At 57.8% G+C, this 16,435-nt stretch carries 22 protein-coding genes, 1 tRNA gene and 1 pseudogene; 12 read left to right on the top strand and 12 right to left on the bottom strand.

Annotation, left to right across the window (positions count from 1 at the left end; translation table 11 throughout):
* Positions 1–194 precede the first annotated feature (194 nt).
* From JG746_RS30355 to JG746_RS30340, 4 genes are all read left to right on the top strand, one after another.
* Positions 195–653 (top strand): phasin, encoded by a 459-nt coding sequence (locus JG746_RS30355; protein WP_202356082.1) that lies wholly within the window; start codon positions 195–197, stop codon positions 651–653.
* Between the two features lie 353 nt (positions 654–1,006).
* Positions 1,007–1,083, top strand: a tRNA-His gene (locus JG746_RS30350).
* Positions 1,084–1,296: 213 nt separating this feature from the next.
* A complete protein-coding gene (locus JG746_RS30345) occupies positions 1,297–1,626 on the top strand; it encodes an alpha/beta fold hydrolase (RefSeq protein ID WP_202356081.1) in 330 nt (109 codons plus the stop codon).
* The gene (locus tag JG746_RS30340; protein ID WP_202356080.1) at positions 1,604–1,846 is read left to right on the top strand and encodes a hypothetical protein; all 243 of its coding nucleotides are present in this window, start codon (positions 1,604–1,606) and stop codon (positions 1,844–1,846) included. The genes JG746_RS30345 and JG746_RS30340 overlap by 23 nt, the downstream gene beginning before the upstream one ends.
* Positions 1,847–2,444: 598 nt before the next feature.
* Here the strand turns inward: JG746_RS30340 and JG746_RS30335 are convergent.
* From JG746_RS30335 to JG746_RS37285, 3 genes are all read right to left on the bottom strand, one after another.
* Positions 2,445–2,729, bottom strand: a complete 285-nt coding sequence (locus tag JG746_RS30335) for a DUF982 domain-containing protein (protein ID WP_202356079.1) — start codon at positions 2,727–2,729, stop codon at positions 2,445–2,447.
* Positions 2,730–2,752: 23 nt separating this feature from the next.
* Positions 2,753–3,052, bottom strand: coding sequence for a DUF982 domain-containing protein (locus JG746_RS30330; RefSeq protein ID WP_202356078.1), 300 nt, complete (start codon positions 3,050–3,052; stop codon positions 2,753–2,755).
* Between the two features lie 824 nt (positions 3,053–3,876).
* A complete protein-coding gene (locus JG746_RS37285; protein ID WP_244730558.1) occupies positions 3,877–4,038 on the bottom strand; it encodes a hypothetical protein in 162 nt (53 codons plus the stop codon).
* Positions 4,039–4,174: 136 nt separating this feature from the next.
* Between JG746_RS37285 and JG746_RS30320 the strand changes: the two genes are divergently transcribed.
* Positions 4,175–4,510: a hypothetical protein gene (locus JG746_RS30320; protein WP_244730556.1), complete on the top strand. Its 336-nt coding sequence runs from the start codon at positions 4,175–4,177 to the stop codon at positions 4,508–4,510.
* 1,234 nt (positions 4,511–5,744) lie between these two features.
* Here JG746_RS30320 and JG746_RS30315 read toward each other — a convergent pair.
* Positions 5,745–6,761 (bottom strand): YihY/virulence factor BrkB family protein, encoded by a 1,017-nt coding sequence (locus JG746_RS30315; protein WP_446721223.1) that lies wholly within the window; start codon positions 6,759–6,761, stop codon positions 5,745–5,747.
* 537 nt (positions 6,762–7,298) lie between these two features.
* Positions 7,299–7,481 (bottom strand): hypothetical protein, encoded by a 183-nt coding sequence (locus JG746_RS30310; RefSeq protein ID WP_202356076.1) that lies wholly within the window; start codon positions 7,479–7,481, stop codon positions 7,299–7,301.
* Between the two features lie 232 nt (positions 7,482–7,713).
* On the opposite strand from JG746_RS30310, the pseudogene JG746_RS30305 reads away from it, so the two are divergent.
* From JG746_RS30305 to JG746_RS30295, 3 genes and pseudogenes are all read left to right on the top strand, one after another.
* Positions 7,714–7,996, top strand: a pseudogene (locus tag JG746_RS30305) (PRC-barrel domain containing protein).
* A 55-nt stretch (positions 7,997–8,051) separates the two neighbouring features.
* Positions 8,052–8,558: a DUF6894 family protein gene (locus tag JG746_RS30300; protein ID WP_202356075.1), complete on the top strand. Its 507-nt coding sequence runs from the start codon at positions 8,052–8,054 to the stop codon at positions 8,556–8,558.
* Between the two features lie 151 nt (positions 8,559–8,709).
* A complete protein-coding gene (locus tag JG746_RS30295) occupies positions 8,710–8,877 on the top strand; it encodes a hypothetical protein (protein WP_202356074.1) in 168 nt (55 codons plus the stop codon).
* Between the two features lie 87 nt (positions 8,878–8,964).
* Here JG746_RS30295 and JG746_RS30290 read toward each other — a convergent pair whose 3' ends face one another.
* Complete coding sequence (locus JG746_RS30290; RefSeq protein ID WP_202356073.1) at positions 8,965–9,201, bottom strand: hypothetical protein; 237 nt, start codon at positions 9,199–9,201, stop codon at positions 8,965–8,967.
* 738 nt (positions 9,202–9,939) lie between these two features.
* On the opposite strand from JG746_RS30290, the gene JG746_RS30285 reads away from it, so the two are divergent.
* On the top strand, positions 9,940–10,149 hold the full coding sequence (locus tag JG746_RS30285; protein ID WP_202356072.1) for a hypothetical protein: 210 nt from the start codon (positions 9,940–9,942) through the stop codon (positions 10,147–10,149).
* Positions 10,150–10,207: 58 nt separating this feature from the next.
* On the opposite strand, the gene JG746_RS30280 is transcribed toward JG746_RS30285, so the two are convergent.
* Together JG746_RS30280 and JG746_RS30275 are read right to left on the bottom strand one after the other, a co-directional pair.
* Entirely contained in the window at positions 10,208–10,411 is a 204-nt protein-coding gene (locus JG746_RS30280) for a hypothetical protein (RefSeq protein WP_202356071.1), read from the bottom strand.
* Between the two features lie 266 nt (positions 10,412–10,677).
* On the bottom strand, positions 10,678–10,977 hold the full coding sequence (locus tag JG746_RS30275) for a DUF1236 domain-containing protein (RefSeq protein WP_202356070.1): 300 nt from the start codon (positions 10,975–10,977) through the stop codon (positions 10,678–10,680).
* Between the two features lie 299 nt (positions 10,978–11,276).
* Here JG746_RS30275 and JG746_RS30270 point away from each other — a divergent pair, with 299 nt between their 5' ends.
* The 3 genes from JG746_RS30270 to JG746_RS30260 all read left to right on the top strand — a co-directional run bounded on the left by JG746_RS30270 (position 11,277) and on the right by JG746_RS30260 (position 13,460).
* Positions 11,277–11,516: a hypothetical protein gene (locus tag JG746_RS30270; RefSeq protein WP_202356069.1), complete on the top strand. Its 240-nt coding sequence runs from the start codon at positions 11,277–11,279 to the stop codon at positions 11,514–11,516.
* Between the two features lie 73 nt (positions 11,517–11,589).
* Positions 11,590–11,934: a low affinity iron permease family protein gene (locus JG746_RS30265; RefSeq protein WP_202356068.1), complete on the top strand. Its 345-nt coding sequence runs from the start codon at positions 11,590–11,592 to the stop codon at positions 11,932–11,934.
* A gap of 125 nt (positions 11,935–12,059) precedes the next feature.
* Complete coding sequence (locus JG746_RS30260) at positions 12,060–13,460, top strand: phospholipase D family protein (protein WP_202356067.1); 1,401 nt, start codon at positions 12,060–12,062, stop codon at positions 13,458–13,460.
* A gap of 49 nt (positions 13,461–13,509) precedes the next feature.
* Here the strand turns inward: JG746_RS30260 and JG746_RS30255 are convergent, their stop codons facing one another.
* The 4 genes from JG746_RS30255 to JG746_RS37280 all read right to left on the bottom strand — a co-directional run bounded on the left by JG746_RS30255 (position 13,510) and on the right by JG746_RS37280 (position 16,387).
* Positions 13,510–14,319 carry a metallophosphoesterase family protein gene (locus JG746_RS30255; protein ID WP_202356066.1) on the bottom strand — a complete coding sequence of 270 codons (810 nt, stop codon included), beginning with the start codon at positions 14,317–14,319 and terminating at the stop codon, positions 13,510–13,512.
* A gap of 25 nt (positions 14,320–14,344) precedes the next feature.
* Positions 14,345–15,298, bottom strand: a complete 954-nt coding sequence (locus JG746_RS30250; RefSeq protein ID WP_244730553.1) for a diacylglycerol/lipid kinase family protein — start codon at positions 15,296–15,298, stop codon at positions 14,345–14,347.
* Positions 15,259–16,008, bottom strand: a complete 750-nt coding sequence (locus tag JG746_RS30245) for a phosphatase PAP2 family protein (protein WP_244730551.1) — start codon at positions 16,006–16,008, stop codon at positions 15,259–15,261. The genes JG746_RS30250 and JG746_RS30245 overlap by 40 nt, the downstream gene beginning before the upstream one ends.
* A 250-nt stretch (positions 16,009–16,258) precedes the next feature.
* On the bottom strand, positions 16,259–16,387 hold the full coding sequence (locus tag JG746_RS37280; RefSeq protein ID WP_446721222.1) for a baeRF12 domain-containing protein: 129 nt from the start codon (positions 16,385–16,387) through the stop codon (positions 16,259–16,261).
* Positions 16,388–16,435 lie beyond the last annotated feature (48 nt).

Raw genomic sequence — 16,435 nt, 5'->3', positions numbered from 1 at the left:
AAGCCGCAGCCGCGAAGGTCCACAAGCCAGAACGTGCAAAGGCTGGTTTCTGGGCTTTTGGTTAACGGCCGGAAAGAAATTTATGGTGCACTGCAACAAAGATATTGCAATGCACAAAATTTGCCTTTATATTGCCATCATAACTGAACGAGACGGCTTTCCGTCAAAGCCGCTGCCGCTGAAAAGGATGGAAAATGTCCAGGACCAAGACTGCCGACACGATCGAAAACGTTGAATTCCCGAGCTTCGATGCTTCCAAGGCCACCGACCAGATCCGCGCATTCGCCGAGAAGGGCGTTGAGCAGTCGAAAGAGGCCTATGCCAAGCTCAAGACCGGCGCCGAGGAGACCCAGAAGGCTCTGGAGTCGACCTACGAAACCGCCAAGACTGTTTCCAGCGACTTGTCGCTCAAGACCATCGCGACGCTGCGCGCCAATGCCGAAGCCGGCTTCTCGCATCTCGAAGCCCTGATCGGCGCCAAGTCGCTGTCGGAAGTCGTCGAGCTGCAGACCGCTTTCCTGCGCAAGCGCGTCGAGTTGACGGTCGAGCAGGCCAAGGACTTCCAGGCTGTTGCCTCCAAGGCGGCCGAAGACGTCTCCAAGCCGATCAAGACCGCCTTCGAGAAGGCGATCAAGGACATCAAGGCTGCCTAATATTTGCGCATGATCTGAAGATGCAACAAAAGGTCGCATTTTCTTAAAAACGATCAGGCGTATGATGATGGCCATCAAGGAATACCCGGCGAGTGGAACCTCCTCCCTCTGCTCCCGGGGTGACCAGCCAGCGCCTCCTCCCGCTGGCTCGTAACAGGAAAAGGCCGGCACCTCCTCCCGCCGGCCTTTTTCTTTGCCCGGTGATATCGCGCGATGCGGCGAGATGTGGGCAAGTGGCCTTTGCTTCGCAAAGGCCTTGAATTAAAATCCATAAGCCCGTATGGACGCATCGCCGAACGACAGAGCGGATCAAGTGGAACGAATTTCCGCACCGATTCCGCTCAGGCAAATGTGCCGTTGTAGCTCAGCTGGTTAGAGCGCCGGATTGTGGATCCGGAGGTCGCTGGTTCGATCCCAGCCAACGGTACCATCAATTGTTCCGATAAGATATTGATTTTGCTGCAGAATTTCGCGATAGTAGCTGCGAATCCTGCGCTGTATTGGCCTCCCTGCTTCTTCTCTATTTCTTTGGTGTGGGTTCAGTCTCAGCTGGCGTGGTGGTAGCGCTCTGTTGGCTGGGGCGATGGCTGCACCGGGTCTCTTTGTGCGCGATCCGGCATGGTGACCGCGAGGTCAGCAGCGAATGGCCAAGCCTGGTACTGGTTCGCAAGATCTGCTCAAGCTTGTGGATCATCTCGGCCTCGGCAAATTTCATCTCGTTGGCACCGCGGCAGGCGGCATGATCGCGACCGACTTTACTGTCTCTGATGAAGACCGGGTCCGGTCTCTGGTGCTTGCAAATACGATTGTGGGCATCACCAATGACGACTATCGCGCCATCTATAAACTGTTATGGCCAGAGGGTTTCGACGCGATGCCGGGCGATTTCAAGGAGCTTGGTCCTTCCTATCGGCACATCGATACGGCAGGTCGCGCCCTTTGGAATGAGCTTGAGCAAAGCCAAGGTTGGTGACATGAAAGTGCAGGGTTACCAGTACAAGGTGGTGTGGGATCATCTGGCGGCCTGGACGCTTCCTGTGCTCATCATGGCCGGTGACGCCGGTCTCTATATGCCGCCGTCGATGATGCGTCTCCTCCACAGCCGCGTTGCCGCGCTGAGAGGGTTCTCGTATCCGATTGTGGACATTCGGCCTATTGGGAGCGGCCGGAAGGCTTCAACAGGGCCGTTCTAAGTTTCATCGAGAGCCATGCCTGAACGGTAAAGGTGATCCCGATGTGGCAAGCCGGATTTGGTCAACGCCATCAAGACACGGTCGGCGCGGCCGGGTCGAACTAGTTGTTTGATCGCGTCCGTCATTCAGTAGGAGGAAGTTCTTGGCGACCCGCAGCCACAGCGTCGGCATCTCGAAGCCAGTAGTTAATCTCGTTCGTCGTTCTTAGGTTCGCCCGACCATACGAGAATACGAAGGAAATGGGTTGGCGAACCATGCGGTAACGTATTGATTGCCTTAGGAAACGTTGACCCTCCGGCCCCTCCAAACGACCGCTTAAGTGGAGCGATCGACTTGTTAGGTCGAAGTAAGCCGCTTGGCACCCAAGTACATTAGTGCTGAAGCTACACGAGTTCGGTTCCAACCGGCTGCTTCAGCGCGGCTTATCAGCTCGTCGACATGGGAAGCTAGAGCATCCTGGCAATCAGCGTCATACGGAGTTGCGTTTACCTCATGGGCAGGGGATCTAACTGTGGCTTCGTTTGCCATTAACGTTCTCTTGAAAATGAAAGATCAGGGAAAGGCGGCCGCTCGTCGTGGCAACCGCCTTTCGTGGCCTTTAGACGTGGCTGGGCGTCCATCTTCCGAGGGACGGGGGCGTGACCACATCTTCCATCAGGATGTCTTTCTTCCGCGCGAAGGCTGTAAAAACGCCTCGTGCAGTCTCAGGGTCGACATCACCGACCAACGCGGCTTTGCAGGCTCGAATAGCCGCTTTCTGTTCCGGGCTATTGCCGCACCACTCCACTGCGAATTGATAGGCGTCGGCGACTGTGTTGAGTTGGCGGGGGAAACCCAATCCAACCCAGACGCGAACCGGTTTTTCAAAAGGTTTTGATAGCATCGCGATCTGCCTCCCTCGCAAGCCTAAGCGACCAATCCGCCGCTCTGGCTCCGGTTTCCAGCCCTCGCCCAAGGCACGGTGTTTTCTTCATGGATTTTGGCCGACCTAGCGAAACCGCGAAATGCTTCGCGAGCGCCTGAGAGCGGATAGCCGGCGTCGAATGCGCGCTGACAGGCGCGAAGGGCGGTCTGGTAGATAACTCCCCGCCGTTCTTTCGGCCAATCGTAAAGAAATTCCAGGGCGTCCTCGAGGCAAGCAATTTCCTGGATCAGGTTCCCGCCGCTCTTCACGAAGACAGGGCTGTCAAACATCCGATCGTTCATAGGATCCTCCAAGTCGAACGAACAATTGATTTTTGATATAGGCGCGCCACGAACGGTCAGCGCCGACGGCGATATGGGTCTCGCGATTTTGGCCGTCAAGACCGGTCGGAAAGTGCTGTGAAAAATCGCCGTCAACCTTCGGCTTCCTTCGCAACCAACACTTCCACCGCTCGTTGACCCATGCTGGTTGATCCCAGCACTCCATGACCCTGGCCCGCTGCTCTCCCTCAGAGCGGCGGGTTTTTATTTCTGGAACATACCTTTGTATTAATGGTTGGTGCAGGCGGCGGCCGACTTTTCAGCGGCGCGGTCGCTTGACCAGGGGAAACCTTGCCCGCGCATCCCCGAGATGGCCACCAATTCTGACGATGAGGTACATGATTAACGACAGAGCGCAAGCGGCAATAGGGAAGCCTGTCCTTGGCATGCTGCTAGGAGGGGTGCTGCTCGCTGTGATCGGCTGGGGCATTTGTTGGCCGGATGACGAAGAAGCCATGGCCCGCAATTCCGCAGGTACCGCTATTGTCCATCGGTTGTCTGGAACCAACTCGCGCCCATGAGGTTCGTTGTCTGCTCGGTTCTCCCTCGACCGAGCGAGCGAGCAGAGCCCGTCGTCGCTTGCTCGGCGGCGGGCTTTTCCGTTGGCGCATTGGTCGAACATCTGGCGTATGGAGTGAGCCTGCTAGCCAGCCACCGCGGTTTAGGTGATCTCGCAATAGAAATCGTAGATCAGATCGGCGACTTTCACAGCTTCGAAGTCCGACATGTGCGCCGCGTTCTCAACTGCGACCGTCTCCAAATCGTCTTGATCAACAGCCAGAAGGTCAAGCAATTTTGCAAATTTTGAGTTCGCGTTCGCCGACGAATTTGTCGATCGTGACATTCAGAATGTTCACATTCGCTCCGATCAGCCTCTCTTGAATGCTTTCCGAGGAGGCTGCCAGCGCGCGCATTGCGGCGAAGAAGTGCTGGTTGATCGATCCCAACACTCAAAATCCTGCCGGCCCACGTTTATCTCCTCCCCGCTAGGAACGAATTTCGAGACTGTGACTTTTCTCCCGACGCCATTGCTTCGTGGTGGCAGGGCTACTCGCAAGTTGGCTCGTCCTTTGGAGAACCAATATGATTCACAATATGTTCGCGTCGTCCGTAATTATGGGGTTGCTGACCGGAAGCTGCCTTGCGCAGACACCCGACGATCCGGCGCTCGGTGCCTGCAAGTCGACCGGCTTGGTGGCTCTTCAGGAGACGGACAAGAACATCAGCGACCTGGTTATCGACATGGAAAGCGTCGCGCTGAGCAAAGCCGACACGACTGTCGAGAACGTCCCTGTCAAGACGGTTGTTCTGGGCGAAGCCTACATCGCTCGAGGCGGCAAAACCGGAGCGCCAGACCGCTTTGTCTGCTTGCTCGGGGAAAAAGGTAAAGTCCTGCTCACATTTTTCACGGCTAAGTGAGGCGCCTCCTCAACTGATTTGGAACCTATAGAGCATCCAGAATTTGATCTCGGCCAGGCACTTCCTCGCGAGGGTTGGGTGGATCAGCCTTCATAGAACCCGCCAGGGGCTTCCGTGGCGGGTTCTTCTGTCTTGAGCATGCTCAAGGGCCGATTACGCCGTAACCTTCCTGATCCAAACAGCCGGCAAACCTCCTCTTCGCCAATCAGCATTTTTCCGACGCGCCTTCGCCAACCGGTCGCGCGCGCCTCTTCCGCGGTGCAAAAACCCAAAAACCACGGCTCGCCATATCGGGGTGATCCGCGTTTGCCGGCCGGCATGATCGAGCCTCGCAGCCGGATTCAGTTCAGCGAGCGCTGCCAGGCGAAGCCGAAGTGTTTTCCGGCTGCTCGGCAAGGCCGGCCTAGCAGGGATAGTCTCCAAGTGGCGCGACAGCAAATGCCGCAGCGGCCCATCGACGAACTGGTTGAAGGCTTCGCCCCGAGGGCCGATCGCGCCGGCCGTTAGCTAGGCCTTCATCGGCGACGCTGTGCGCAAGTCGCCTCGGCGTATTGCGCACAGGCGCGCACGGAAGGCAAGGAACACGCCTTGCCGGATTACTGGCAGGTGTTGGCTGAGGCATGGCTGCAGGGTTTTGAAGACTCTCTGCACCCGGCGGAGCCAAAAACGGGCCTGTCGGCCATCAACTGGAAGCCGAACTCGACGAGTCTGCGGTGATCGAATCAACGGCGTGCAACGGGCGATGATCCATTCCAGAAAGACGGAACATTTTTGGCAGGTCGGCATTCATTTGGTCTGTTAGCAAAGGGAGGCTCTCTTTGACCCAACGTCGGATCGACAAGGAACGAATCGAGCGTGCAGATCGTGAATCGAAACTGGCGATCGAGGCCGAGCGCGTAGCCAGAATTGCCAAGACGGAGCGGCTTAGAGCACAGCGCCTTCTGGCTGAACCACCGGTTGATAACCCGGCTCTCCTCAGGCGTCGTCGAGCAGCCGCGAGGAAGCCAGCCCGAAAGACTATCGAGGTTGAGTAAGGCGGAACCTAACCCTGCCGCAGAGCTTATCGCGATGAGCACGGTTCCTTCAACGCACGATCCCGCTCGCAACCAAGACCAGCACATGCAAAATCACGCAAGAGCAAAGCCGCATAGGACGCAAAGTAGAAACATCTAGCCAGGCGCGCTGACGGGACCCGACTACGCATCCTCGCTGACAGTGCCTGTTCGTTCGATAGTCAGTCTGCGGTTTTGCCCAACGTGTCCGCTACCACAGCACCTCGCTTGCCCATGGGCAGGGGAGGGCCTGTGGTCGAGTCCACGGCTGTCTGATGCTCCATCTCGGCATTGATGGCTGCGCCAGCAATGAGAATGATGACGGAAATCCATGTCCACATCATCAAACCGACAACAGCCCCTAGCGACCCGTAGGTGGCGTTGTAGTTCGCGAAATGCTGCAGATAGAACGAGAACAGCCAAGACGCTGCGATCCATGCCACCGTCGCAATCAACGCGCCCCAACTCAGCCAGCGCCACTTGGCTCGCTCGCGGCTCGGTCCGAAGCGATAGAGCAAGGAAATTCCGGTCAGCATCGCACCGACCAGGATCGGCCACCGAGATACCGCGACGAGCGTTTCCGTCCACGCGTCAAGATAGAAATAGCCCAAAAGTGCCGGAACGACGCCCACCGTGAGCAACAGCACGATGCCGATCAGCAGCGCTCCAACTGTGAACAGGATCGACATGAGGTTGAGCGTTATGAAGCTGCGTTTTTCGCGTTCCTCATAGGCGATGTTCATGGCATCAAAGAGGGCCTTCATGCCGCTGTTGGAACTCCACAGCGCGATACCAAGGCCGATGAAGAAGCCTATGCCGAGAGCACCGGGTTTCTGGCTGGCCAGGGCTTGCAGTTGACCACGAATGAGGTCCAGCCCCCCTGACGGAAGCAATCCGCCGAGATACGCGACATGGTCCGCAACCGTAACCGGGTCCGCGACAAAGCCATAAATTGAAATGAAAGCGGCCAAAGCCGGGAACAGCGCCAGCAGCAAGTAGAACGTGGCACCGGCCGCGACGAGCAGAACCCGGTCCTTGTTAAATTCTTCCCACAAGCGCCAGAAAATATCTTTCCAGCCAAGCGCGGGGATCTGGGACGGCCAGGCCGCCTCGCGGCCGCGATCGCCATCTTCCGATCTCAGAGCTGCCTTGCTGTCTTCCGTTGTCGATGCAGCGCGACTGGCGGCCTCTCCATCGATCAACGAGGCCTCTTTTCCGGGTGGCTGCTGAGCCCGGTTCGCTCCCGACGTCAATGCTCTGGTCTCACTGGCCGCCACATGCGACCAGGACTTTAGAGTGTGTCGCCGGTGCGTCCCTCCCTTGACCCGGAGTTGGGTTGCGGTCGAGCGCTTCCACCAATTCGCCTCCTCATGCCCGGGCTTTTATCTCCTCAACGTCTTAAACAGCAAAGCTGTTCCCGCTATTCCTGAAAGATCGACCATGTCGTTGGGCTGCACAACGATTTTTCGGTAGGCGCGCATCCTTTTCAGACACATCGACGTTTGGCGAAGTGCCTACCAGAGGATGAAGAGATGAAGGCATTGAGCGAAGCCGAGCTAACATCGGAGGCGGTGCTCGCGGACGATACCGACCGCCGAGGACATTCAGGACGAAATCGGCAATCTCAAGGAATATATTGCGGAGGCGATTGATCAGTGAGAGCCGCGGCGGATGGACTGGAATTTTCCATTGCGGGCATTGTTGAAGCCTGTGACAGGACGTGTAAAGCGTCGGCGTCAGCTGGCTGATTTCTTCTTGGCCGCCGCTGGATTTTGACCGGTCGCTGCCGACGTCTTGGCGTCCTTGGAATGAGCAGCAATCGCTGGGCCGGCGCCCGTTGCCTTGCGCATGTCTCCACTCGATTTGTCGGCTGGCGCCTTGCGACCCAGGCCAGAGAAGAATTTGCTGAGAACGCCCATGTCTTACTCCTGTTCGCGCCCTAAGACGCTGATGCGTTGATTGTGCGCAGAAGGCTAACTTGATCGCTCTCGTTTGGTTCCGGTAGCGGTTGCATCGACTGGCGGCGTCACGGCCATCATTGATTTGACCTCCGGGTTTTTGAAGTTGGTCACGGTGAACGGTCTTCCTCGATTTGGAACCCTTAGCCTGTTCATAGATTGGGACTGACCCACGCACTGAGGAGATGCACCAATGGACCATACCAGTCACACGCGGCTTGCCGGCAATGAACTGACACCGGAGTTTCTTGACCGCGCGACCATTTATGGCGCTGACGACGAAAAAATTGGCACCGTCTCTCATCTGCACGGCAGTCAGATTGTCATCGATGTCGGCGGCTTTCTCGGAATCGGCGCCAAGCCGGTGCTGTCGCTGCCAACCAGCTGGACTTCATGCGTGACGCAGACGTGCCATCCACGCCGTAACGACTTGGACCAAGCATCATTTGGAAGACATGCCTGAACATCTGGACTGAAACTGGTGGCCGGCTTCGGGCCGGCCCCGCCATCACCGACGCTAGGAGCCCCTAAATGGAAATCGTTCGGACTCAAGTCTTGAATGCCACCGCGTTGAACGGCCAAGCGATCCTGCGCGTGGTTTTTTGCGGCGAGGGCAGTGAATGCGTTACCGTGGATATGGCTAATGTCGATGGAGACGAGGAATTTGCTCTGACCCGCGCAAAGGCCATTCTCGTCCAAACCGCCACATTCGGTCTTGCCGCCAACGAGTATGACGCAACCAGCAATGGAAACTTCGACGAAGTCGCGGTGACGTCGGCAAGCGATACGGGGGGCGATGTTTATCTCTTCGACTATCGCGACGGCGAAACCAGTCGGCGGATACCTCCCTCCCGTATGCCAAGCCTCGAAGCTGCACGGGCCGAAGCAATCCGCTGCGCAGTCGATCTGTTGGTCGATCTGGAGCCCGGGACCGATGCACTGTCCGGCTGGCTGGTCCGGGTCTCGGACGAAAAGGGTGAACTTGTCTATACGGTGGATGTCCTCGAGGCCGAGGCCGCTCGCAAGGCCAGCCACTAACGCATTGGCCACCAAGAAGCGCATCGTCGATACCGAGCAGACCTATGCGCAGCTTAGTCTGGTGATCTGAGGGCTTTTGCTCCGGCCTTCATTTTTTGTCCCGCGCGCGTTGCGCGTTAGAAGTGCTCAGGTGAAACAAAGGAAGCTGTTGATGACCGAATTGCCAAAAATATTCGACCCAAGGGCCGAGTTTGTGCGCAAGGTCGCTGACGAGACCGGTATTTCAGAGCCGCAGGTACGTTACCTCATTTCAATAGTCGGTTACGATCATTCTTCGCTCGTCCGCGAGGCCAGGATACTTAAGCGGGACCAGCAATAAGTTCGGTAGCCACATGTACGAATTCCATTCTGTCGCCTCCTTGCCGGCAAGCTAGCCGGATGTCGGCATTCACGAGAGGGGAAAGCTCTAACCAGCAATCTTCCATTCGTCTTGCCAACGGCCACGCACTGCGATCATCAGCATATCTTCACTCGTCATGCCGGTCTGAAAGAGCCTTATCAGCTCGGCTGCAAGCCCATGCGCACCAGCTGTGTCGGGAAGAACATTGAATTCAACACAAAGGGCGTCGAAGGCCACCTTCAGCGTCTCGAGGTCATTAGGGTAAAACCCCTCGTTATGTGAGCGAATAGGTCGGTCAAGCATCAGGCGCCTCCACTACGGGCGAGAGTGCGATCGTCGCTCCCAAGCAGCGGAGCCCATCATTTGGCCGCTGACCACCCCGCTATGCAACGGTTCGCCCGGCCTGTCATTTCACTTTGACATACCCGAACGGCTATTTGAAAGTTGATCTACCAATATGGGCGCTGGCTTTGCTGCGATTCGAGAGCGGTGCGTGAGTTGCTCTGGAAGCAATCCACGGGAAGGTAGGCGCCCTGAGGTGACCGATCCTGGCTTCGGCATCCTGAAGAGCGAATTGATATGGGAGAAGGGCGAGGGCCATGTCGGCTCATGCTGCGACAGGATCATCCTGGTCTGCCCATGCGTCGGCCGAGGCAGTTCGGGCTATCGTCGCGCGCGAGCGACAAGGCAAACACAGGCGGGGGCAAACCCTTTGGTGAAACAATTGCGTGGCAACACGTTTTTGCGGCACGCTTCTACGCAGGATTCTTGGGACGCACTATCCTCGATGCCATCGAGCATCCCTCGCCTGATTTTCGCAAGTGAACCCGAGTTCGAATCGATTTTAGGTCGCTGGACCGACCGTGGTCGATGCGTGCGACTTTCGATTCGTTGATCTGGAACATATGTGACTTCCGAGGGTTGGTGATTGCGGCAGGCAACGCTCCCTCGCGCTACTTGCTGAAGATCGGGCCAGAAACCTTGATCGGCCCGCGTTCTTCACTAAGGGCGCGGGTTTCCCCTTTTTGGAAGAGATCGCGCATGTCCCAGACAATTCAACCACCGATATTGCCGGAAGGAAGTCCGGATCGGGCGGTCAACTGTGAGGTGGCCCTGGAAGCGGCGTTCGCGGCCTTGGTGGCTGAATCGGAGGCCCAGGGATGGACAGCGCAAGAGACCGCGGAAACCCTGCTCAAAATTGCGACCGAACATATCCACCTTCTAGGGGCGGCGGTCGAGCCGAAGGCGTAAGGAGGAGGTTGCGCCAGAGGAGGTGATAGCTCTGCCGGGCCTTTGGCTGCGCTTCCCGCTATTCGGCGGATCCATTGTTGGTGAATGGGGAAGCGCTGGGGACGCACTGCAGGGTCCAGCCCGGCGGGGTTGGCTGCTTCTGGTATTCGGCAATGGCGGCCGTGCATTGTTCGCGCTTGTCGAAAGTGCTCGGCAACACCGCCATGCCGCCCTGCGGGCCGGCAATCACCAGATACCAGATCAGCGCTGCTGTCGAAGTCATGGCGTTTCCTTGTTCCACTCCGACGCTATAGACGCAGCCGGCTGGACCACCTTAGGCCAATGGCCAGGAATGAGCTAATCGTCATTGAGAAAAGAAGCGGCGATCAGGTCGTCGCCGGTAATGTTCGCGTCCGCGAACTTGGTCCGAAGGTTTCAACGCGCATTTCCAAGGCATCGGATTTTGCGAGATCTCGCGGTCATGTGAGCTCCCGTTTCAATGAAAACCCGTCGCCGGCAGAGGCGACGGGTTTTGGCCGGCAAGGCCGGTCAGTCGTAGACTTTGATGATCTTGTGGCTGCTTGGATCGACCAGAACCGTCCGGTTGTCGATCACGACATAGCGGTATTTGACGTTCGGAACTTCGTGGAGTTCGACCGTGTCGGGCAGCGCCGTGCCGATGTTGAGTTCGACACCGGGAACCTTCACAGAAGCAAGCGGCTGCTTCTTCACATATTCACGAATAACCGTTTCCTGCTCCGGCTGAATGATGATGTCCTCGGCCGCCGCAACGCCGGCCCCTGCGAGCAGAAGAAATGCCGCGGCTGCGGCAGACAGATGCAATTTCATAGTCTTGCTCCTCGTTAGATTGGCTCCGATCGGTGATGTCGAAGCTCAGCTGCCAACTTGGCGTGGGTGCAATCGTTCCCTTGGGTGGACTTCAGTCGGGCGAAATGGTTGGACCAAAGTCCGGTCGAATGGCGCAAGGGTCTTGCCGGCCGCTCAGCTTGGAACGGTAGGATGTCCTGGAAGTTGCCAGCGAAGGAACCGGAGGAACGAATTTATGGACAGGAGTGTTGGTCAAGCGCGGTGGTTGCTGGCGCCAGTCTTCTTTTTGGCGATAGCCCTGCTCATGGTTGGATTATCCCTTGGCTGAATCTGGATACCCCACACTTCAAAATCCGCGCAGCTATGTCCCTTCCTGCGCTGATAACGGTTCGCTCGCTGCATTAGCGGCGAGCGAACCCGTCAACTTCAATTTGGCCAGCGACGGGTGGATGTTCAATGACAAAAAGACTCGCTTCATAGAGGCCGGTTTCCTCCTGGCTGTGCCCATTTGCGTCGGTCTCACCGCGCTGATAGCCGCATTCACTCTGGCCAAGATATGATGATGTGGTTGTATCCTCGGCGGCGTTCGGCGCGAGATCGAGTCCCCGGCCGCGCAATTATGGGAACGCTTGAATGAACCGCATCCTTTTTGTGGCGGCGGACTTCCTTTCCCGCCCGCCGGGCTTCTACGTCATGATGGTCGCAATGGTATTGTGCACCGCGCTGGTGCCATTCGGACTGACCAACGCAGTCACCTATGCCCTTTCGGTGGCCGCCATTGTGATCACCGGTGTTGTCCTGATACAGGGCTATCGCGATACCGCCGCCATCCACGCCAAGCTTGATGAGATCATCGTTTCACTGGACGAGACCAGAAACGACGTTGTCGGCCTGGAACATGCCGAGCCGGAGGAAATCCGCGAAAAGATTGCGTTGCTCGAACAAGAAGCAGCGCAACGAAATGAGCGAGCCACCTGATTGCCTACGGGCGAACTGTCCGTGCGCTCTCAGCAGGCTGAAAGCCCCCGTGCAACCAGATCAGCGCTCGCGGGTTCTTGACGTAATGAAACGGCGCCTCGTTCTCCTCCGAAACTGGTCAATCCATGGACGTCTCGATTACGCAAACATCGGCCGATAAAATCAAAGCAGGTAAGAGCGGCCTGCTGCTGATTTCGGACAATTACGATGCGTTCGCCGCGCGTGTTTTAGCGGCAAGGGGCGCGGCTCGCACTCTCGATCTCATGTACTATCTCTGGCATGACGACCACACTGGGCGCTTGCTTTTGCAGGAAGTTGTCCGGGCGGCCCAGCGAGGCGTGCGGGTCAGAATGCTGCTCGACGACGTCAATCCGCGCAAGAGCGATGCCGCCTATTTGGCGCTGAGCAACCATCCAAACATCGAACTCAAATTGTTCAACCCGAGCGGCATCAGAGCGCGCGGCCTCATGCGCGGCGCGGAAGTCCTCTTGCGGCTCTTTGCATTGACAAGGCGGATGCACAACAAGGCGTGGATTGCCGACGACAACATCGCCATTGTCGGTGGGCGCAATATCGGCGATGCGTATTTTGACGCAGCGGAGACGAATTTCCGTGACCTCGACATGCTGCTTCTCGGTCCCGCCGTCCAGCAAACCGCACAGATCTTCCAAACGTTCTGGGTATGTCAGGACGCCAAGCCAATAGCTGAACTCGGCGCATCCGTTCCAGGCTCGCATGCCTCGTATTTCGACGGAAGCGAGGAGAAAACCGAATCGACGCTTCTGAGCGGTATCAGGGACAAGGGCTCCATCGCCGAGTTCATAGCGGCGAGCAGCAACGTACATTGGGTCGAGCGCGTGCGCGTGATCTCCGACCCTCCGGAAAAGGTCCGAGGCTGGAGACCGCGCGGTTGGCTGATGAAGGAGTTGCTTCCAATCATTCAGTCGGCGCGCAAGCGGGTGGAAATCGTGTCCCCGTATTTTATCCCCGGCAAGAAGGGTTCAAAAATCCTCGGCGACCTCGTCGACGATGGAGTGCAGGTTTCTGTTTTGACCAACTCCTTGGCCGCGACCGATGTCGCCGCGGTCCACGGGGCATACGCCAACTATCGCAAGCGCTTGCTGAGAATGGGCGTGCAGCTTTTCGAGCTCCAACCCTTTAGCCGGCAGCCCAAGATTTCCGTATTTGGATCCAAGGGCGCCAGCCTGCACACCAAAGCGTTCAGCGTCGACGACAGGATCGGTTTCGTCGGATCCTTCAACTTCGATCCGCGGTCCGTATCCCTGAATTCGGAAATGGGCGTGCTTTTTGAACACGAGAATCTGGTCGCGGAACTGCGGCACAGGTTCAAATCGGAGATAGCGCCGGAAGCGAGCTACCGGCTCGAATTGAAGAACGAGGTTCTTCGCTGGCATGGCAGCGATGAAGGCAGGCCGCAAACCTACACTCGCGAACCCGAGGCAGCATGGTCCCGCCGCATACTGGCCGCCTTGGTCAGGCACCTCCCCATCGAATCTCAGCTTTAGCCGTATGTCGGCGGATTCTGGGAATGTTGACGCTCTCCACAACCGCCATTCAAGCAGGTTCCCACCCGCCTGGACCTTGCCGAAAGGAATAACTGGCTGAGGTTTCGAACCCGGACTGCGAAGGCTGCCATGCCCGACATTCGATGGAGATCCTCGGCTGCTCGACGCGAATGATGTTAAACGAATTTGCAGCTTGGCGTACCCGCGACGAAACCGCCGTTCCCGCTTGAATAAGCAGTGCCGCATAGCCGTCGATAAGGTAGCGCCGTGCGCTCGAACCAGCGCGGTGAAGATGCTGGTGGCCAGACAATATTACGTCTACGCCGCTGCGCGAGAAGGCGTCCATTGCCAGATCAGCCCGGCCCACGATGCCGTCGTCGTTTTCCAGGTCCAGCCCTTCGAAAGGATGATGCGTGACCACTATCCGGGTAACGTCATCGGACATATGTGCGAATTTTTCCGTCGCCGCCTCGAGCTGGCGGACGTTGATCCTGCCGTCCTTTATTGTCAGGGATCGTGCCGTGTTGATCCCGACCACGGCGATTTCGCCGTCGGCATAGAACGGGTCGGTGTCCGCCTCGATGTAGCGCCTGTAACGCGACAGAGGCGTCATGGCACGCGCGAAGAGATTCCAGAGCGGCACGTCGTGATTGCCTGGCACCACGATGCGGGGGCCAGGAAGGGAATCAAGGAATGCCCGCGCCTGCAGGAACTCCTCTTTCCGGGCGCGCTGCGTCAGATCTCCTGACACGACGAGCAAATCGGAGTCGACCGCAAGAACCTCCGTCGCAATCGCCTCCACAAGCCGGCTCTCTGTCTTTCCGAAGTGCAAATCCGAAAGGTGGACCAGGGTTTTCACTGAAGTTCTCCGCTTTCAGCGACGGTCACCGGTTCTGGTCTCTTTTGGCAGGTGCAAGGACGTGCAAGGCCGCTGGTCGAATCCGAAAGTTCAGGGGCATGGCCATACTGACGGCTTCGCCATCCAGAGAAACCAGCATGGCGTGGCGATGCGATGTGATTTGAAGTGAACCAGCCCGATAGATTTCCAGATCTCGGGCGGAGTCGATCATGCCGAACGCGATTTTGAACGGAAGCAGTGCGAGTCCAAACCAGGACTGCTGCTTGACGACATAGACACACAGTTCTTTTGACGTGAGGCTGCCGCGACGGCCAAGATCGGCGATGTCGTAGAAATTGTTGCCGACAAATACGCAAGGGGTCCGCAATCTCTCGCGGGTGCCCTGGGCAGCGACGTGGACAGCCTGCCAGGAGGCGGATCTCAACGTTCTCATCAGGGCGGGACCGATGGCGGCAAGCTTGCCGAACCCGCGGTGCCGCTGCTCGGCTGAACGCTTTGCTACAAAGAAGGGATAGATGCCGATCGATGAGTTGTTGAGAAAGACTCGGCCGTTGACCTCGGCGACATCGACTGCGACAGGCTTGCCCGTCGCGACTGTACCGATCGCCGCAGTCAGGTCGAGCGGCACACCCAAATCCTTGGCAAAGTGGTTTAGCGTGCCGAGCGGAAGAATACCGAGCACCACATCCGTCCCCGCCAGCGCCGAGGCCGCGCTGCCGAGAGTGCCGTCGCCACCGCCCACTACCAATATTGATTGATCGCCGGAAGTCGACTTGTTGTCAGCAACGAAGCGCCGGGCGAGTTCTCCAACCTCTCGCCCTTCCACCAATCGCACATCCGCCTCGACGCCACGTTCGGCGAACCCATCCCGTACGGCTCTCTCGATGTCGCCCTTGCGCGCCGCAGCGCCGGCCCTTTTGTTGATGAGTGCCATGACCTTCAAGTCTTTGGCCCCCGCTTCGGCCTTTCCTGAAACCATAAAGCGACTATCCAGCACAGGATCGCCCAGCCTGAACCAATGCACCAGCCGGCCAACACATCCGTGGGATAGTGGACCGCGAGATAAACCCGGCTTACGCCAACGGCCACCGTCAGAAACACAGCGAGCGCCATGAAATACAGTTTGAGACGCCGATCCTGATTTGCGTGCGAAAGGAGGGCGCCCACGGTCAGGAACGTGATCGCCGAGAGCATTGCATGGCCGCTCGGGAAGCTTGCGGTGAATACCCGCGTGACATGAGGGATTTCCGGCCTGGGCCGGTTGAAGCTCAATTTCAGGATGGTGCCAAGCAGTTCGCCGCCGGTCACCGCCACCCCCATCCAAATGGCGAGAGCCCGCTTGTGAATGAGAAGAAGATAGACAACCCCTGCCACCAACACGAATCCAAGAAACACCACGCTTCCGACTGAGGTCACATCCCTGGCTGCTTCCTGTAGCCATGGCGGACCGATCGGGTTGGCGGGATCGGCAGCGCGAAGGGTCGACATGATCGCCAGGTCAAATTTGGTCGTATCGCCTTCCAGGACCTCCTCGGCGAGCACCCCAAAGCCGAGAACGAGGCATGCCACAAGCATCACCGCGACAAGGCTGTATTTGTCTTGAGCGGATGCACCGCTAATCCCAGTCGGCGGGGGAGGGCAGGGACTGCCGAGAGGCCTTCGCTCGATATCTGGGGCTGGTTCGCTCAAGCGCAGGACCTCGATCTACAGTCCACAACGGCTTCGCAAGAACCAGGTTCCCCAATCATAGTGCGGGCCACGCAGTATGGTCGACCGGCTTAGACCTGACATCAATCTTGTGACTTGGGGGCGCACCGGCTGGCTAACGCATTCCCTGGGGCACGGGTGTATCGAGACACACCCGTGCAAATCTCAAAATATCCAAGGAGGGTGCCTGGCATGTCGCCTGCAGGCAAAAAGACCAGGAGCACCCATCCAACTACGCGGCGGCAACCACCTTCTCTATCTCATGCGCTGAATGCCCTGTAAGATCCTTGGGGATTTCGCCCACGAGCACGGCCGAAAGTTTCTGGTGGTAGTCTGATTTACTCGTTGGCCGTCGACCTATATGCGCAGGGGAGGAGGACGCCCTCCTCCCCTCGGAGGCGGTTTCTTA

The organism is Mesorhizobium sp. 113-3-3, assembly GCF_016756495.1.
In the GTDB taxonomy this organism is placed as follows: domain Bacteria; phylum Pseudomonadota; class Alphaproteobacteria; order Rhizobiales; family Rhizobiaceae; genus Mesorhizobium.
The sequence above is the reverse complement of the archived record's forward strand: the minus strand, read 5'-3'. Positions and strand labels throughout refer to the sequence as shown.

Excerpts from the sequence above, each read along its gene's own strand:
- JG746_RS30355 (WP_202356082.1), top strand. The coding sequence starts at position 195 with ATGTCCAGGACCAAGACTGCCGACACGATCGAAAACGTTGAATTCCCG.
- JG746_RS30345 (WP_202356081.1), top strand. The coding sequence starts at position 1,297 with ATGGCCAAGCCTGGTACTGGTTCGCAAGATCTGCTCAAGCTTGTGGAT.
- JG746_RS30335 (WP_202356079.1), bottom strand. The coding sequence starts at position 2,729 with ATGCTATCAAAACCTTTTGAAAAACCGGTTCGCGTCTGGGTTGGATTG.
- JG746_RS30330 (WP_202356078.1), bottom strand. The coding sequence starts at position 3,052 with ATGAACGATCGGATGTTTGACAGCCCTGTCTTCGTGAAGAGCGGCGGG.
- JG746_RS30320 (WP_244730556.1), top strand. The coding sequence starts at position 4,175 with ATGATTCACAATATGTTCGCGTCGTCCGTAATTATGGGGTTGCTGACC.
- JG746_RS30310 (WP_202356076.1), bottom strand. The coding sequence starts at position 7,481 with ATGGGCGTTCTCAGCAAATTCTTCTCTGGCCTGGGTCGCAAGGCGCCA.
- JG746_RS30300 (WP_202356075.1), top strand. The coding sequence starts at position 8,052 with ATGGAAATCGTTCGGACTCAAGTCTTGAATGCCACCGCGTTGAACGGC.
- JG746_RS30295 (WP_202356074.1), top strand. The coding sequence starts at position 8,710 with ATGACCGAATTGCCAAAAATATTCGACCCAAGGGCCGAGTTTGTGCGC.
- JG746_RS30290 (WP_202356073.1), bottom strand. The coding sequence starts at position 9,201 with ATGCTTGACCGACCTATTCGCTCACATAACGAGGGGTTTTACCCTAAT.
- JG746_RS30285 (WP_202356072.1), top strand. The coding sequence starts at position 9,940 with ATGTCCCAGACAATTCAACCACCGATATTGCCGGAAGGAAGTCCGGAT.
- JG746_RS30280 (WP_202356071.1), bottom strand. The coding sequence starts at position 10,411 with ATGACTTCGACAGCAGCGCTGATCTGGTATCTGGTGATTGCCGGCCCG.
- JG746_RS30275 (WP_202356070.1), bottom strand. The coding sequence starts at position 10,977 with ATGAAATTGCATCTGTCTGCCGCAGCCGCGGCATTTCTTCTGCTCGCA.
- JG746_RS30265 (WP_202356068.1), top strand. The coding sequence starts at position 11,590 with ATGAACCGCATCCTTTTTGTGGCGGCGGACTTCCTTTCCCGCCCGCCG.
- JG746_RS30260 (WP_202356067.1), top strand. The coding sequence starts at position 12,060 with ATGGACGTCTCGATTACGCAAACATCGGCCGATAAAATCAAAGCAGGT.
- JG746_RS30250 (WP_244730553.1), bottom strand. The coding sequence starts at position 15,298 with ATGGTTTCAGGAAAGGCCGAAGCGGGGGCCAAAGACTTGAAGGTCATG.